The organism is Chromobacterium violaceum ATCC 12472 (genome assembly GCF_000007705.1).
Taxonomy (GTDB): Bacteria; Pseudomonadota; Gammaproteobacteria; order Burkholderiales; family Chromobacteriaceae; genus Chromobacterium; species Chromobacterium violaceum.
The window spans coordinates 1,872,758-1,889,211 of record NC_005085.1 but is presented as its reverse complement, the minus strand read 5'-3'; the positions used below and the strand labels follow the sequence as shown (position 1 = coordinate 1,889,211).

The following is a 16,454-nucleotide window of genomic DNA, read 5'->3' as shown; positions in this document are numbered from 1 at the left end:
CGCTGGGACGGGCCGGCCAGCGCCTTGATTCGGCTGGAGAATCCCCCGCTGGAAAGCCCCTATCGCCATGCGGGCGATTGGCCGGAATAAACAATTGTTTATGCTGATTTTTTTGCCAAAATGCGGCATAATAGCCGGCTGCCTGAATTCGACGTGAACGCATGACTACTCCGCAAGCCAAACCAATCGATTCCTACCGCAAGTACTGGGCCAGCCGCTTCGGCACCGCCCCGTTCCTGCCGATGACCCGCGCCGAGATGGACGAGCTGGGCTGGGACTCCTGTGACATCATCCTGGTCACCGGGGACTGCTATATCGACCATCCGAGCTTCGGCATGGCGCTGGTGGGCCGCTTGCTGGAGGCGCAGGGCTTTCGCGTCGGCATCATCGCCCAGCCGGACTGGCACAGCGCGGACGCCTTCCGCGAACTGGGCAAGCCGAACCTGTTCTTCGGCGTCACCGCCGGCAATATGGACTCGATGATCAACCGCTACACGGCGGACCGCAGGCCGCGCTCGGACGACGCCTACACGCCGAACGCCGAGCCTAACAAGCGGCCGGACCGCGCGGTCACCGTCTACGCCCAGCGCTGCCGCGAGGCCTACCCCGGCATAGGCGTGATGATAGGCTCGATCGAGGCCAGCCTGCGCCGCATCGCTCATTACGACTACTGGAGCGACAAGGTGCGCCAGTCGGTGCTGATCACCTCCAAGGCCGACATCCTGCTGTACGGCAACGCCGAGCGCGCGCTGGTGGAAATCGCCCACCGCGCCGCCAAGGGCGAAAAACTGTCCGAGATGCGCGACATCCGCGGCACTGCCTTCATCGTGCCGCACGGCTGGCGCCCGGACGAGGAATGGCAGGAGATGGACTCCAGCGTGGTGGACATTCCCGGCCGCGTCGATCCGCACCTGAATCCGTATCAGGAAATCCCGGAGCAGGCGGCCGAGGCCACCAAGGGCATCGATCCGTCCAAACCGCAGGTGATCCGCATCGAATCGCGCGAGGAACGGCTGGCCAAGCGCCGCGCCGAACGCGCGAAGACCGTGATCCGCATCCCGGCCTATGAGGCCGTCGCCCACGATCCGGTGCTGTACGCCCACGCCAGCCGCACGCTGCATCTGGAATCCAACCCGGGCAACGCCCGCGCGCTGGTGCAGATGCACGGCGAGCGCGACGTGTGGCTGACCCCGCCGCCGATTCCGCTGACCACCGAGGAAATGGACTTCGTCTACGGCCTGCCGTACGCCCGCAACCCGCACCCGGCCTATGGCGACGCCCACATCCCGGCCTGGGAGATGATCAAGTACTCGGTCAACATCATGCGCGGCTGCTTCGGCGGCTGCACCTTCTGCTCGATCACCGAGCACGAAGGCCGCATCATCCAGAGCCGCTCGGAAGAGTCCATCCTGCACGAAATCGAGGAAATCCGCGACAAGACCCCGGGCTTCACCGGCCACATCTCCGACCTGGGCGGCCCGACCGCGAACATGTACCGGCTCAGCTGCAAGGACCCGAAGATCGAGCGTTCCTGCAGAAAGCTGTCCTGCGTGTTCCCGGACATCTGCGAGAACCTCAACACCGACCACAGCCACCTGATCCAGCTGTACCGCAAGGCGCGCGCGCTGCCAGGCGTGAAGAAGATCAACATCCAGTCCGGCCTGCGCTACGACCTGGCCGTGCGCTCGCCCGAATACATCAAGGAGCTGGTGCAGCACCACGTCGGCGGCTATCTGAAGATCGCGCCGGAACACACCGAGGACGGCCCGCTGTCCAAGATGATGAAGCCGGGCATGGGCGCCTACGACAAGTTCAAGGAACTGTTCGAGCGCTTCAGCCGCCAGGCCGGCAAGGAACAGTACCTGATCCCCTACTTCATCGCCGCCCACCCTGGCACCAGCGACGAGGACATGATGAATCTGGCGCTGTGGCTGAAGAAGAACAACTTCCGCCTGGACCAGGTGCAGACCTTCACCCCGACGCCGATGGCGATGGCCACCACCATGTGGCACACCCGCCGCAATCCGCTCAAGCGGCTGAGCCGCAGCTCGGAAAAGGTGGACGTGGTGCGCGACGGCTACCGCCGCAAGCTGCACAAGGCCTTCCTTCGCTACCACCATCCGGACAACTGGCAGATCATCCACGACGCGCTGATCCAGATGGGCCGCAGCGACCTGATCGGCCACAGCAAGCACTGCCTGATTCCGCCGACGCCGCCGGGCGACAAGGCCGCCGCAGTGCGCCACAAGATGGGCGCGCCGATGAACCGCGGCAAATCCCCCGGCGCCCGCCACCCGCAGCAAGGGCAGCGCGCCAAGCCGGCCGCAGCCGTCGGCGCGCGCGGCCAGGGCGGGCAAGGCGGCAGGCCGGGTGCTGGCAAGCCGCAGGCTGGCCGCTCGCCGGCCAAACCCGGCGGCAAGACCAGCCGCAGCCGCTGACGCAACACGGAGCCACTCAGCACTCGAACCGGATGGCGCGGCGCGTGAAAACGCGGCGCGCCATTTTCTTATCTTGCTCACTTTGCGCATATAAAAACCCGGCAAGCTTGCTTGCCGGGTTCTCCGATTCTAAGTCCGAGAAACAGAAAAGAACCGATCTATACGAACAGCACGTTAGGTTTGTGCAACTCTTCGGGAGTCAGCGTCACATTATGCAGCACCAAAGAGCCGGCAAAACCGCTGTCCTGAGCAAACGTCAGCTTCACATCCCCGCCAGCCTGCTCCGCACTGACCTTGCCCGACAAATCGGTATCCGCCGTTACCGCCAAGCCTTCCAAATGAATATGGTCCATGGTCTTGTTGAATTTTAATACCACTTTGGAAGCTGGATCAGCTTTTTGGATATCAAACTGATCCGCCTGCGTCGTCGTGGAATAGAAGGTTTTTACGGCGGCAGACACATTGCCGCCTTCATCAACCTGATGCGCTAGATAACTGCCAAATTGAGGCTTGAAGGGCAGTATCAGGGGCTTGACCCCATCCCACTGAATACCATCTACGCTGTACCACAATGACGCATGCTCTTCCGCTACAAAATTGATACTATTACCCGCTGCAAACGTGAAGCCTGGGGCATCGGGAGCCTGGGTATCAATCCTAAGCGACCCGCTAGTCGTATCCGATGCATTTCCAGCCCCATCAACCTGGCGCACATTCACCGCCACCAGCTCTCCGTTAAACGCCCCATCGCGAGCGGTATAAATGTCCCACTGCTTCGCACCATCAAACGACTTGACAAACTTCGTCAAATCCACCCCAATCACCTCCGCCCCAGCGTCTACGCCAAATCCATGAGCAATGGCACGCCCGCCAACACTATATATTCCTGACGTGTGCGGCGCTGTAGTATCTATCTTAGGCTGGATAGTCGCCTTGGCCACGTTGCCGGCCGCATCCTTCAGGCTGGCACTAATAATCGGAGACTCGCCATCAAACGCCCCAGCCTTGGCAGTGTAGATATATAGCTGGCCCGTACTGTCCACCGTTTTGTCAAACTTATCCAGCGGCCCATCCACCTCCGCATCCTTGGTCACGGTGAAGCCGCTGCTATAACTGCCTTTATGGGGAATCGCGCGCAGCTCCAAAGTCGGAGGGACGTTATCTATTTTGATCGTCAATTCAGCTTGACCAACATTGCCAACCTGATCCTTTAGGCGCGCGACGACCGTCACCATCTCATCATTAAACTTTATCGTCGACGGCCTATAAACATCCGCCCCCCCGTAATAGTCTGGGGAATCCATCTCTGTAGTCTTATAAAAATCTTTCAAATCCACACCAGAGACTTCCGCCCCAGCTGGCACGATAAACCCATCAGAAAAACCGTTATGTGGGTTTAAAGGAGTCACACGCACATCCGGCGGAGTAGTATCCACCTTGAATCGCTGAAACGCCTTACTCTCGTTTCCTGCGGCATCCGTCAGGCTGGCATTAGCCAATAAAATCTCGCCATTAAATGCATTATTTTTGGCAATGTAGAAATCGAGACCGTCGTGGCTGCTCTTATCAAACTTAGCCAGATTCACGCCAGTCACCGTCGCGCCCGTCGTTACCGAAAAGCCCTTGCTGTAATCCACCTGCCCGTCAAGGTACAGCGCTCGGATATCCAGCAGAGGCGCGGGCTTGTCCAACTCGAAAGTAAATTCGCCGCTCGATGCGCTGTTGCCAGCCGCGTCGGTATCAATCACTTCAATAGTGTGTTTGCCTTCTCCCAACTTGCCGGGATCATAACCATCTACCTTGACATGATCCAGCTTAATCACACGCGTTGCGCCATCCTCAAGCTTGCTAAACTCCAGCGCGGCATCGTTAGTAATCTTATCTCCCACGATCCCACTGTCCACCTTCAACGCAATAGTCGGCACATCCGGGGCATGAGTATCTAGAATGAAACGCAACTCTGCGGCAGATGAAGCCCCCCCCGCCTCAGGCCTTGCAATCACCTTGATGACATTCAAACCTTCTACTGCATCTGGCTTGTATTGGGACCATGTCAAACCGCCATCCGAGCTATAAGAGAATGTCGCACCAAGTTCGGGCATGGCAGTCACATCAAAATAGCCATCCGAAGTAATTCCATCCACTGCACTACGCCCAGTATCATGAACCAAGAAAATATGAGGCGTTATTGTATCCAGTGTGAAGTCTTTATAAGATACGGTCTTATTACCTGCCTTATCGTAGCTCAAAACTTGTATCTTATAAACTCCATTTATTAGACCTTTGGGATCTATGACATAACTTCCATTCACATCAGAATTAGCTGCAAAATCACCAAACCCCATACCCGAGAATGAAACTAGCGTCTTAACAACATCATCTGGATTCTTAACCGTGAAAGAAAAGGGACTCTTTGCCCGATCTCCATTTATCAAAGGATCGATATTAATTTCTGCAGGAGCAGGAGGAATAGTATCTTTCGTAAAGGTATATTCTCCAATTTCCGACACATTTCCAGCTTCATCAGTAGCGCGAGCATAGAAATGATTCACCCCTTCCGCACTTCCAAGATAAGATGCACCAGCATTCTGCTCCAAATGCGTCCAACGCTTACCGTCAACACTATACTCTGCCCAATAAGCACTAGAAATGCCATGCAAATTCTTATTGGTCAACAAAGGATCATCAACTATGTTATTAGACACATCGATAAGCAAAGATGGCTTAGGTGGCGGAGTGGTTACCAAGGTAAATTTAAGCTCAGTTTCGTCTGAAACATTACCCGCCTTATCAACCGCACGCGCCATAATAATATTAGTATAATTGCGCCCCTCTACGGCCACAGGCTTATTAGCATGCCATTCAGCATCGCCATACACTTTATACTCGACACGAACACCGTCCTCAGCAGAAACCGTGTATTCGCCATTGCGAGTAATGTTATCGCCCTTAGTTCCCGTATCCTCAACCAGCTTCAACAACGGCCATTTCGGAGGTGTTTTATCAAGCACGAACGAGAACTCGCCACTAGATATGCTATTACCCACCGCATTGGTATCGATTACCTCCACCTTATGCAAACCGTCAGTCAGCTTGCTTGGATCATAATGATCCATATGGTTCGGGTTATAGTAATCCAGTTTAAATCCATCCAGCTTGATCACACGCGTCACGCCCGCTGCTGTCTCACTGATGTTCAACGTAGCATCATTGGTCAACTGATCGCCAGCAATGCCGCTATCCACCTTCAGTGCGATCGTCGGCTGCGCCGGCACAGTGCTATCAATCTTCAGCTCAACATCCCGTGACTTGCCCTCGTTCCCGGCAGCATCCTTCAAACTCGCGCTTAGCTTCAATACTTCATCGCCCTTGAACTCCCCTACTTTGGCGATATAGGTATCGACGCCATTCTTGCTAGTCTTGTCAAACTTTGCCAAATCAACGCCCGCAACCACAGCGCCAGCAGTCACGGTAAAGCCCGAGTAGAAACCAGCTTCCCGATATATCGTTTCCAGCGTTACCACTGGGGCAGTTCTGTCAAGCTCGAAGGCGAACTCACCGCTCGATACGCTGTTGCCGGCCACGTCGGTGTCGACCACCTCAACAGTGTGCTTACCCTCCGTCAGCTCGCCCCCGTAGTAGCCATCCACCTTGACACCATCCACCTTGATCACGCGGCTCACACCATCGGCTGCAGAGCTAATGTCCAACGTGGCTTCGTTGGTCAACCGGTCGCCAGCAATGCCACTATCCACCTTCAGCGCGACTGTCGGTTGCGCAGGCACAATGGTGTCGATCTTCAGCTCCAGGCCAGCCTTGCCTTCATTGCCAGCTGCATCAATCAGGCTTGCATCCAGCTTCAGCGCTTCATCGCCCTTGAATGCCCCCGCCTTGGCGATATAAGTATCGATGCCGTCCTTGCTGGTCTTGTCAAACTTGGCCAAATCCACACCGGTGACGACCGCGTCCGTATTTACCGTGAAGCCATGGCTAAAACCACCCTCGCCTGTTATCGCCTTCAGCGCGACAACCGGCGCAGTCTTGGCCAGGTCAAAAACAAACTCGCCGCTCGATACGCTGTTGCCGGCCGCATCGGTGTCGATCACTTCCACCGTATGCTTGCCATCCGCCAACTTGCCCGCGTCGTAGCCGCTTGTCTGAACGCCATCCACCTTGTACACGCGACCCACACCATCCGCTGCCGGGCTGATCTCCAGCGTGGCGTCGTTGGTGATCTTGTCGCCCACGGAGCCGCTGTCGACTTTCAGCGCGATCGTCGGCACGGCCGGCGCAATGGTGTCGATCTTCAGCTCCAGGCCAGCCTTGCCTTCATTGCCAGCGCCATCAATCAGGCTTGCATCCAGCTTCAGCGCTTCATCGCCCTTGAATGCCCCCGCCTTGGCGATATAAGTATCGATGCCGTCCTTGCTGGTCTTGTCGAACTTGGCCAAATCCACACCGGTGACGACCGCGCCGGCATTTACCGTAAAGCCATGGCTGAAGCCACCCTCGCCTGTTATCGTCTTCAGCGCGACAACCGGCGCAGTCTTGGCCAAGTCAAAAACAAACTCGCCGCTCGATACGCTGTTGCCGGCCGCATCGGTGTCGATCACTTCCACCGTATGCTTGCCTTCCGCCAGCTTGCCCGCGTCGTAGCCGCTTGTCTGAACGCCATCCACCTTGAACACGCGACCCACACCATCCGTTGCCGGGCTGATCTCCAGCGTGGCGTCGTTGGTGATCTTGTCGCCCACGGTGCCGCTGTCGACCTTCAGCGCGATCGTCGGCACAGCCGGCGCAATGGTGTCGATCTTCAGCTCCAGGCCAGCCTTGCCTTCATTGCCAGCTGCATCAATCAGGCTTGCATCCAGCTTCAGCGCTTCATCGCCCTTGAATGCCCCCGCCTTGGCGATATAAGTATCGATGCCGTCCTTGCTGGTCTTGTCGAACTTGGCCAAATCCACGCCAGTGACGACCGCGCCCGCATTTACCGTGAAGCCCTTGCTGAAACCAGCCTGGCCGCCCAGCGCCTGAATTTCCACTACCGGAGCAGTTGTATCGATAGTGATCGTCTGGCTGCTAATGGAAGCATTGCCGGCCTTGTCGGCACTGATCACCTCCACCTTGTAATCGCCATCGTCCAGCTTGCTGGCATCAATGCTATAAGCGCCCTTGCCATCCGCAACCAGTACCTGGCCATTGAATTTGACTACTACGGTCTCGGCATCACTCGCCGCCTTAACTTTCAACGTCAGCGGAGATTTCGCCGCCTCGGCCCCAACCAGAGTTGTAACGTCGATATGCGCTTTTTCGGGCGGAGTGGTATCTCCGGCGATCACTTTTTGGGATTCGGAGATTTTCTGAAAGTCCGCAGCCGCATCAATAGCTTTCATCTGCAACTCAACAGTCGCAGATTTCTCGCTGCCCACATGCTGCTCAACCAAAGTCTTCAACGTCTGGTTCAGATCTTGCAACGAATTCGATTTGATCGACGCCACCAAATCGGCCAACACCTTGTCCGTAGCCGCGGAGCCCGCGCCAATACCTGCAATGACAATCGCCACCTTGACCGCGGCCTTGTGCGCTTCAAGATTCTTGGCCTCAATAGGATCTTGGGTCAGCAAATCCGCATCGCCCTTCAAGCTCAATGCCTTCTGCACCTGGGCTTTCGCATCCGCGTTCGACATGCCGTGCGCGGTGACTAACTTGTGCACCAACGTGGTCAATGGTGTAACCATCACCTTGCCGGACTGGCCTGCCGGGGCATACAACTCCAAGGTATTAGCCGCGCCGGTATCAACGTTTACTCCGCCGGTGATCTTGACTGCCAAACCATTAGGGTTGTTGATGCTGAAATTACCCTTGTCATCAGTTTTTTGCCCAGTAGCGATTTCCTTGCCATTCCTATCCACCAGGAAGACATCGGCACCCTTGATGTAGCCGTCGATAACGGTGCCTTTAAACTGAGCCGTCGGCTGCGGCGCTGGACCTCCCCCATTGCCTCCGTTGCTGCTGCTACCGCTACTGCCTCCACCGCCCCCACCACCGCCTGCTGCCGCAGCCAGACCGCCCACCAACGCCGTGCCGAGCAGCCACGGCGAATAACCGGTTTTGCCTGCGACGACCTCATGTGATGCAGAAGCCGACGGATCAACTTGTCCAGCATTGCTGACTACCGAGGAAGCGGAAGATGCATCGGCTTGAGCCACCACCTCATTTTGAGCACCCGAAACAACGTGCTCTTCGGCAGCCATGCCTTTCGCCTCCGCATCAGACTTGATGATGGCATCCGCTTCCGCTACCAGTATTTTCTTCTTAGCTTGCGTTTCTTTTTTGCCTACCGGCTTTTCAACAAGCTGCGTCGCAACAATATTATCCTTCGTTTCGATAACACCAGAAACGCTGCGAGCCGGTGCCGATTTTTTTATAGCCATGCCAGAAAACCCCTAAACAATTAATATTCATCACGAAAATAAAGGGCGATGTGCTTTAGCGCTCACCCATGGAATCCAACAAAGTCTTGGTAATAGGTTTTGTCAGATATTGCAGGACTGTTCTCGTCCCTGTCTTTATATCAACCTGAGCAGTCATGCCCGGTTGCAGTTCAATCAACTTCCCCTTGACGTTCAAGAAATTCTGCCTGGGCAAACTAATCTTCACCCGATAGAACAACTGATCGCCGTGCTTGCCCTCTTCCGTCAAGGTATCAGCGCTGATATAGCTCACCACCCCCTTGAACGCACCGTAGATGCTGTAGTCCCAAGCATCAAACTTAACTGTGGCCGGTAGGCCTTTTTTTAGATATGCGATATCAGCGGGCTTGATCTTGGCTTCCACCACAAGCTCATCGCCAGCTGGCACAATCGACAATAACTCCTCGCCAGGCTTCAACACTGCACCCGGCGTGGTCATCCGGACACTCTTGATCACGCCATCGACCGGTGCGGATAGACGAGTATTATTGAGCGCGTCTTGCCTTTGCGCCTTGATCTGCGATACAGAAGCCAAGTCCTCTTCCGCCTTGGACAATTCCGTTTGACTATCTTGCAAGTATTTGTTTTTTCTATTGGTAATTTGCCCGCTCAGCTCAGCCATCTGACGCTGCAAGCGGAGAATATCCGCCCTACTGACATCACCCTGCTTCACCAACGGCAGATTCATGTCCAATTCGTTCTTGACTATGGCCAGCGAGGACTGCAACGAGCTCAGCTCCTCGCGTATTGCCGCCTGCCGCTTGATAAACAAAATGCTCTGGTTGCGCTGAAACTCTGGATACCCGTTCACCTCAACCGGAAATTGCGGCTCGCCTCCAAATACTTCTGCTTTCAAGCGAGAGATATTGGCATACAACGCCGCAGCTCTAGCCTCGCTTTCCTTAACCATCGATTCGGCTCTAGCTCGGTCCATCTCTGCTAAAAGCTGGCCACGCTTGACCCTATCCCCCTCTCGCACATACAGGTGCTGCATAGTGCCGCCATCAGCCGCTTGTACGATCTGCGTGTGAGAGCTTGCGATTACTTGGCCCGATCCGCGAGTAATCTGATCCAAAGGAGCATTCGCTGCCCAGACACCAGCGCCAAGCACCGCCGCGGCACTGGCCCAAATCAGACGTCCGCCATGAGTTGAAGGCGGTTTCAATGTTCGTTGCTGCTTGAGGACATTCATGAAAATCAATTCGCTTCTACAGTTTGCTGCGCACGGGCATTACCCTGCAGTTTGGCCAAAACAATATCTCGAGGACCATCTAGAACAACATTGCCATTCGCGATAACAATCAAGCGATCAAACAGAGGCAGCAGACTTTGCTTATGCGTCACCACAACCATGGTGCGGCTGCCCCCCTGCTGTTTCAGCATGCTTAGTATTTTTCCTTCACTATTTCCATCCAGCGAGGCGGTGGGCTCGTCCAACAGCCAAACCTTGGCATTGGCCAGCAACAAGCGGGTCAGGCCGATCAGTTGACGTTGCCCTCCAGATACCCCACGCCCTCCTTCACTGATCAGCAGCGCCAAACCCTTCGGGCTGGCATTGATCAATTGGATCAATCCCGTGGCGCGACAAGCATCAAGCAGGACCTCATCACCTGGATCAGCCAAACCCAAGGTCAGGTTTTCGCGCAGGGTGCCGCCCACCAGACGATAGTCCTGAGCCAAGTAGCCCAGATTGGCGCGTACAAACCCCGGATTCAGATGGCGCATGTCCACACCATCGAGGCGGACCTGTCCTTTTTGCGGCTCATACAAACCTGCCAGCAACTTCAGAAGAGTCGATTTGCCGGAGCCGACTTCGCCGACGATCCCCACTTTGCAACCCGCATGGATGGACAATGGCGCGCGCAACGCCACACTCGCGACAGAAGATTCTGCATAGCCAAAACCCAGTTCGTCCGACCAAATATCACCTGTGCAGAAATCGGGCGTAAGCTGCTCGCTTTCCTCCGGCGCATCCGCCGGCAAAGCCAGCATCTGATCCAATGTCTGCAGCGCAGACTTCGCTTGCGACCATTGCAGCAACAATGAAGGTAACTGCAGCAGCGGGCTTACAGCGCGGCCATTCAAGATGGAACACGCCAGCAAAGCACCCGTGGTGATGTAGCCATCCATAGCCAGCACCGCTCCGGTGGCGATCATCGCGACATAGCCGACACTTTGCAGCAGCGCGACGAGATAGCTGACATTTGAGTTATGGTTTTTCAGCTCCAAGTCATCCAGAGCGACTTGCTCGACCAAATGGCGCCATTTGCCCAACAGCCGCCATTCACCGGCACCCGCCTTGAGTGTTTCGCCCGCCTCGATCGCCTCGACCAGCACACCCATTTTGCGGTTGCTGTTGTGCAAGCTTTGCGCGCTCAGCCTCCTTACCCTCTTGGCGGCATACAATCCCAGCAAAATGCTGATCACCACCACCACGATGGGAGCGATCACCGCCACGCCGCCCAACAAGGCAATCACCGCGATGAAAACCAATCCAAACGGCAAATCGATAGCGAAGAACAGCGTGGTCGACGTCATCAAGCCACGAATGTAATCAAAGCCTCGAACCTGGGCCGCCAAAGTGCCGACCTGGGCTGGACGCGCATCGAGGCGGCTGCCCAGCAGCCGGCCCACCAGCTGATTGGAAACCTCGCAATCCACTACTGCACTGGCCTGATCAATGGCATGGCCGCGCAGCCACTTGAGCGCAAACTCGAACAGTGCCGCCAATACCGCGCCGAAAGTGAGCACTGTCAGTGTGGCCACACCTGAGGTCGGAATCACTCGGTCGTACACTTGCATGCTGTAAATGGATACGATCAGCGAGATCAGATTGACCAACGCCGTCGCCACCATGGCATGGATCAACGTTTGGCGATGTTTCAGCACCGAGGCCTTGATCATGTCCCACGACAAAGCTCCAGCCTGACTCTCCTTCTTGGGGAGGACAAAGCCTTGCAGGCGTGGTTGTTGCTCCTTGGCAATGGCTATTTGCTCTCCCAGACCATTCGCCACCACCAGTCGCCCCTGGGCATCGAGAGCTTCAGCCACCCCCCAGCCTGATTGCGGATGAAAAACCAACGCAGGCAGACGGTCAGGAGTCAAAGCGTCAAGCATCGCAAGCTCCCCCGGCTGCTCAAGCCTGCGCCATAGCTCCGCAAGCTCTTCCCTCGCCCCGCTCGTCGGCAGACAAGTCTCAACCGCAAAAGTCACGCTGTGATAGTTGATCCGATGCCGCTGCAAACGACAGAGATATAACAACGCCGCGCCAAGATTATTCATTGCGGCTCCTTGCTTATTTCGCCAAGACCAAAAGCCCGCAGGCGCAGACGCCACCAAGCCTGCGATCGCTGAGTTTTCGCATCGATAATGGAAAGGTCAGCCGCCACCGACTCGCGCACCGCGTTCAGCACGTCAAGCCAGCTTTTCCTCCCGGCGACAAACTGCCTGGCATATGAAGCAGCCACCTCACGGGAAGAGATCTGTAATTGTTCGTAGGATTGGATCCGGCCCAAGGCAGAGTCATAATCGGAAAAATCGGTGTCCAGCATTTGCCGCAATTCCAGCTCAGCGCTGCGCCGCGCATCCTTGGCAGCTTGGTAGTAAGCTTCCGAGGCCTTAACGCCGGAAAGACCGGACAAACCCGCGCCTGGCTGCGCGGACACTTGAAGGAACACGCCGGATCCCTTTCTAAACCCGGAAGCGTCGTAGTCGTAACGGACACTCACAACAGGAGACAGCTGTCCACGCTTCACTCGGATCTCAGCGGCGGCAGCGTCGGCCTCCGCATCCAACTTTGCCAAACCAGGGGCTCGCGCAATCGCTTTCTCGCGCCAGTCGACAGACGGGGCCTCCCTCACCCGCTGATCGGCGGAAGGAACTGGGAATGTGCTCAGATAATGGATTTGTGCGCCGGCCAACTGGACAAGCTGTGCATAAAGATTGCGTTCGGCTGATTTGGCTTGCTGTAAATCGCCCTCGGCCTGCGACAAACGCGCCACAGCCAGCGTCAGATCCGCCTGCGCGCTCACCCCCTCCTTGACACGCCTGCTAATCTGGTCGCGCAGGCGCTGATGTGCTTGCACGCTATCCATCAGCACCATCTTGCGCTCCCGCTGGCGATGCCACTCATACCAGACAGTGCTCAAGCGCACGCCCAGATCAACAGCCACCTGATCCAGATTGCCTTCGCTCGCAGTGTATTTCGCTTCTGCCTCATCAATGCCTGCATCAATCCGTCCGCCCGCGAAAATTGGCTGCTCAAGGGAAAACCGATTGACTGGCTCAGAACGGGAACGGTCCTGCGGCGTCACGCTCTGAAAACTGGGCATGGGATATCTTTGCCAGCGAGCGGCTTGGCGCTCACCGTCCGCGCCTTCGCGCTGACTTTGCGCCATGGCAACTTGGGGGTGGGAGTAAGAGGCACGCTGTAACAACTGCAGAAAATCGTTTGCTGTGGCGTGAACCCATTGCCCTCCGAATGATAAGAAAAGCAAGACACACCACATCGGACTAGAGATGGCCAAAAGCAATCTCTTCAAATGGATAGTAAAATTCAAATTCATATGCAAATAGTTTATGTATACAATATTCACATTAAGTCCGCAACATAAATTAACACTTTGCACGCAAATTAAATGCCATTACCATGTCAATTCGACAATTGAAAAACCCGCTCCAACGAGAGAAAATCGTTCTGACCTATGCCTCCCAGAACTGGATGCATAACCGAGCAGCATTACGTCTTGTAAAACTTTTCAGTTAGCATCCAAGCCAACTCATCCAAAATCACGCCAGCCATGATCCGCATCGCCTTCGACCATAGCTACGCCCGCGACCTGCCCGAGGCCTGGGCGCCGGTGCGGCCGGAAACGCCGCCCGCGCCGGAACTGCTTTACTGGAACGCCGAACTGGCCGATGAGCTGGGCCTGGACGCCGGCCAGACCGACAAGGGCGAACTGGCGCGGCTGTTCTCCGGCGCGGACATCCCCGAAGGCGCGCAACCGATCGCCCAGGCCTATGCCGGCCACCAGTTCGGCGGCCTGTCGCCGTCGCTGGGCGACGGGCGCGCGCTGCTCTTGGGCGAAGTGACGGACCGCAACGGCCAGCGCCGCGACATCGCCCTCAAGGGCAGCGGCCAGACGCCGTTCTCGCGCCGCGGCGACGGCAAGGCCGCCGTCGGCCCGATGCTGAGGGAGCTGATCGTCGGCGAGGCGATGCAGGCGCTGGGCATTCCCACCACCCGCGCGCTGGCGGTGACGACCACCGGCGAGCCGGTCTACCGCGAACGGCCGCTGCCCGGCGCGGTGCTGACCCGCGTCGCCGCCAGCCACCTGCGCGTCGGCACCTTCCAGTACTTCGCCATCCGCGGCGAAACCGCGATGCTGAACAAGCTGGCCGACTACACCATCGCCCGCCACTACCCGCAGCTGGCCGGCCGGGACGGCCGCCACCTGGCGCTGCTGGCCGCCGTGGCGGAGCGCCAGGCGGCGCTGATCGCCCGCTGGATGCACGCTGGCTTCATCCACGGCGTGATGAACACCGACAATATGGCGCTGTCCGGCGAAACCATAGACTACGGCCCCTGCGCCTTCATGGACGCCCACTACCCCGGCACCGTGTTCAGCTCGATAGACCACCAGGGCCGCTACGCCTACGGCAACCAGCCCGCCATCGCCCAGTGGAATCTGGCCCGCTTCGCCGAGACCCTGCTGCCGCTGATCTCCCCCGACGATCCGGCCGCCGCCGTGCCGGCCGCGACCGAAATCGTCGAAGGCTTCGAAGACCTGTACCAGCGCCGCTGGCTGGAGCAGGCCCGCCGCAAGCTGGGCTTGGAAGGCGAGCGCGACGACGACCAGGCGCTGGCCGACGACTGGCTGATGCTGCTGGCCGCCCACGGCGTCGACCACACGCTGGCCTGGCGCTACCTGGCGGACGAAGCGGAGGGCAAGGGCGAACGGCTGGCTGCGTTATTCCCATCTCCGGACGCGCTGACGCCCTGGCTCAAGCAATGGCACGCCCGCCACGTGCCGCGCACCCGCCGCCCGCCCGACATCGCCGCCGCGATGCGCCGCGAAAGCCCGCTCTACATCCCGCGCAACCACCTGGTGGAGGAAGCGCTGGACGCCGCCAGCGAGCGCGGCGACATGGGGCCGACGCTGAAGCTGCTGGAAGCGCTGCACCAGCCGTTCGCCGAGCGCGACGGGCTGGATCGCTACGCTCAGCCGGCGGCGGCGGAGCTGGCGGAGGGCTACAGGACGTTTTGTGGGACGTGACAGAACTGAGCTTTTCGCTGCGCCAAAGCCACTGACTTTCGGCATTGCCAATGCCTTAATGGACATCAAAAACCACTTACCTGCCGAGACACCATTAAATGCAGTTCTTTCGCATAGATGAATACTTAGCCGTCTCGATGATTACAGGCCCCAAACACAACTTACTACAGGTGCGAGTCACCCAGGAAACACAAGGCAGCCCAGTATGCGAAACGCTTCCCTCAAACTGCATCTGCAAACACAAACCATTAGATAAAAAAAACATCACACAAAGAGTCATCGAAGGCGCAGCCGAAGCTAACCGCAGGATGGGAACAAATTACTCAATCACGCATATACGATATGTTGCAAGCGACACGGGCCCTGAAGTTGTATATGGATACTTATGCTTAAAACTATTAGAGCATCTAGAACATAGCAAGAAATTTCAACCCTCAGGCAATACGACCAAATAAACCCCACTCCAAATCAGACGCACATATCAACCTTAAAAAACCAGCGCTTTCTATGATTCGGCACAAATCACAAATATTCTTCCCTGCCTATTGAAAAATTCAACCACACACGGCTGAATCCTCCTGATCAAACTCTTCTCTATCGAGAAAGCAGTTTCTCCATCATATAATCGTCCATCACGAAGCCATTGCCGATATCGGCCACCACCTCTTCCCGCACGGCAAAGCCGCGCTTTTGATACACGGCGATGGCGCCGGCGTTATGGCGGTTGACGGTCAGCATCAGCGTGGCGCAGCCCAGCGCGCGCGCGGCGGCCTCCGCCTCGTCCATCATGCGGCCGCCCAGCCCCCAGCCGCGCATCTCTTCCAATAGATACAGCTGCTCCAGCTTCATCTCGCCCGGCTGCCCGGTCAGCGCGTAGCTGCAATAGCCGACCGGCCTGCCGTCCACCCGCAGCAGGCGGAACCAGCGGTCCGGCGCGTCCAGGTAGCGGCCCAGCCTCTGTGGCGTGTAGCGGCTGGACACCATGTAGTCGATCTGCTCTCGGCTGATCATGCCGATGAAGTGCTTATGCCAGATGGCCGCGCCCAATTCGGCCACGGCGGGAAAATCGTCGGAAGTCAGAAAATCCAGAACAACGGAGGCAAGCATGGCGCGGTCTCCAGGGGCATGGCGGGAACGGATGGCAAGCAAGATGTCGATGGCATTTTCAGACGCCAGCTCCGCGCTGTCCAGCGCATCCGTTCTGATTTTTATCTGAAAAACGACTGTCATTGCGAAAATGCCTCCCGCCACGCATAAACAAAACATCC

The 16,454-nt window shown here is 57.1% G+C and carries 7 protein-coding genes; 2 read left to right on the top strand and 5 right to left on the bottom strand.

Annotated elements, in window-relative coordinates; translation table 11 throughout:
• Nucleotides 1-161 precede the first annotated feature (161 nt).
• Nucleotides 162-2,438, top strand: coding sequence for a YgiQ family radical SAM protein (locus tag CV_RS08520; protein ID WP_011135290.1), 2,277 nt, complete (start codon nt 162-164; stop codon nt 2,436-2,438).
• Nucleotides 2,439-2,596: 158 nt separating this feature from the next.
• Here CV_RS08520 and CV_RS08515 read toward each other — a convergent pair whose 3' ends face one another.
• From CV_RS08515 to CV_RS08500, 4 genes are read right to left on the bottom strand one after another with little or no spacing between them, the layout of a single operon-like run.
• Entirely contained in the window at nt 2,597-8,872 is a 6,276-nt protein-coding gene (locus CV_RS08515) for an Ig-like domain-containing protein (RefSeq protein WP_043595875.1), read from the bottom strand.
• A gap of 55 nt (nt 8,873-8,927) precedes the next feature.
• Nucleotides 8,928-10,103 carry an HlyD family type I secretion periplasmic adaptor subunit gene (locus CV_RS08510; RefSeq protein WP_052278907.1) on the bottom strand — a complete coding sequence of 392 codons (1,176 nt, stop codon included), beginning with the start codon at nt 10,101-10,103 and terminating at the stop codon, nt 8,928-8,930.
• A 5-nt stretch (nt 10,104-10,108) separates the two neighbouring features.
• Nucleotides 10,109-12,193, bottom strand: coding sequence for an ATP-binding cassette domain-containing protein (locus CV_RS08505; protein ID WP_011135287.1), 2,085 nt, complete (start codon nt 12,191-12,193; stop codon nt 10,109-10,111).
• On the bottom strand, nt 12,190-13,506 hold the full coding sequence (locus tag CV_RS08500) for a TolC family protein (protein WP_147296186.1): 1,317 nt from the start codon (nt 13,504-13,506) through the stop codon (nt 12,190-12,192). Before CV_RS08500 ends, CV_RS08505 begins: the two co-directional genes overlap by 4 nt.
• Before the next feature lie 204 nt (nt 13,507-13,710).
• Between CV_RS08500 and CV_RS08495 the strand changes: the two genes are divergently transcribed.
• Nucleotides 13,711-15,186 (top strand): protein adenylyltransferase SelO, encoded by a 1,476-nt coding sequence (locus tag CV_RS08495; protein ID WP_043595869.1) that lies wholly within the window; start codon nt 13,711-13,713, stop codon nt 15,184-15,186.
• A gap of 594 nt (nt 15,187-15,780) precedes the next feature.
• On the opposite strand, the gene CV_RS08490 is transcribed toward CV_RS08495, so the two are convergent.
• Nucleotides 15,781-16,293 (bottom strand): GNAT family N-acetyltransferase, encoded by a 513-nt coding sequence (locus tag CV_RS08490; RefSeq protein WP_158303307.1) that lies wholly within the window; start codon nt 16,291-16,293, stop codon nt 15,781-15,783.
• Between the last annotated feature and the right edge of the window lie 161 nt (nt 16,294-16,454).

Excerpts from the sequence above, each read along its gene's own strand:
- CV_RS08505 (WP_011135287.1), bottom strand. The coding sequence starts at position 12,193 with ATGAATAATCTTGGCGCGGCGTTGTTATATCTCTGTCGTTTGCAGCGG.
- CV_RS08515 (WP_043595875.1), bottom strand. The coding sequence starts at position 8,872 with ATGGCTATAAAAAAATCGGCACCGGCTCGCAGCGTTTCTGGTGTTATC.
- CV_RS08520 (WP_011135290.1), top strand. The coding sequence starts at position 162 with ATGACTACTCCGCAAGCCAAACCAATCGATTCCTACCGCAAGTACTGG.
- CV_RS08510 (WP_052278907.1), bottom strand. The coding sequence starts at position 10,103 with ATGAATGTCCTCAAGCAGCAACGAACATTGAAACCGCCTTCAACTCAT.
- CV_RS08490 (WP_158303307.1), bottom strand. The coding sequence starts at position 16,293 with ATGCTTGCCTCCGTTGTTCTGGATTTTCTGACTTCCGACGATTTTCCC.
- CV_RS08495 (WP_043595869.1), top strand. The coding sequence starts at position 13,711 with ATGATCCGCATCGCCTTCGACCATAGCTACGCCCGCGACCTGCCCGAG.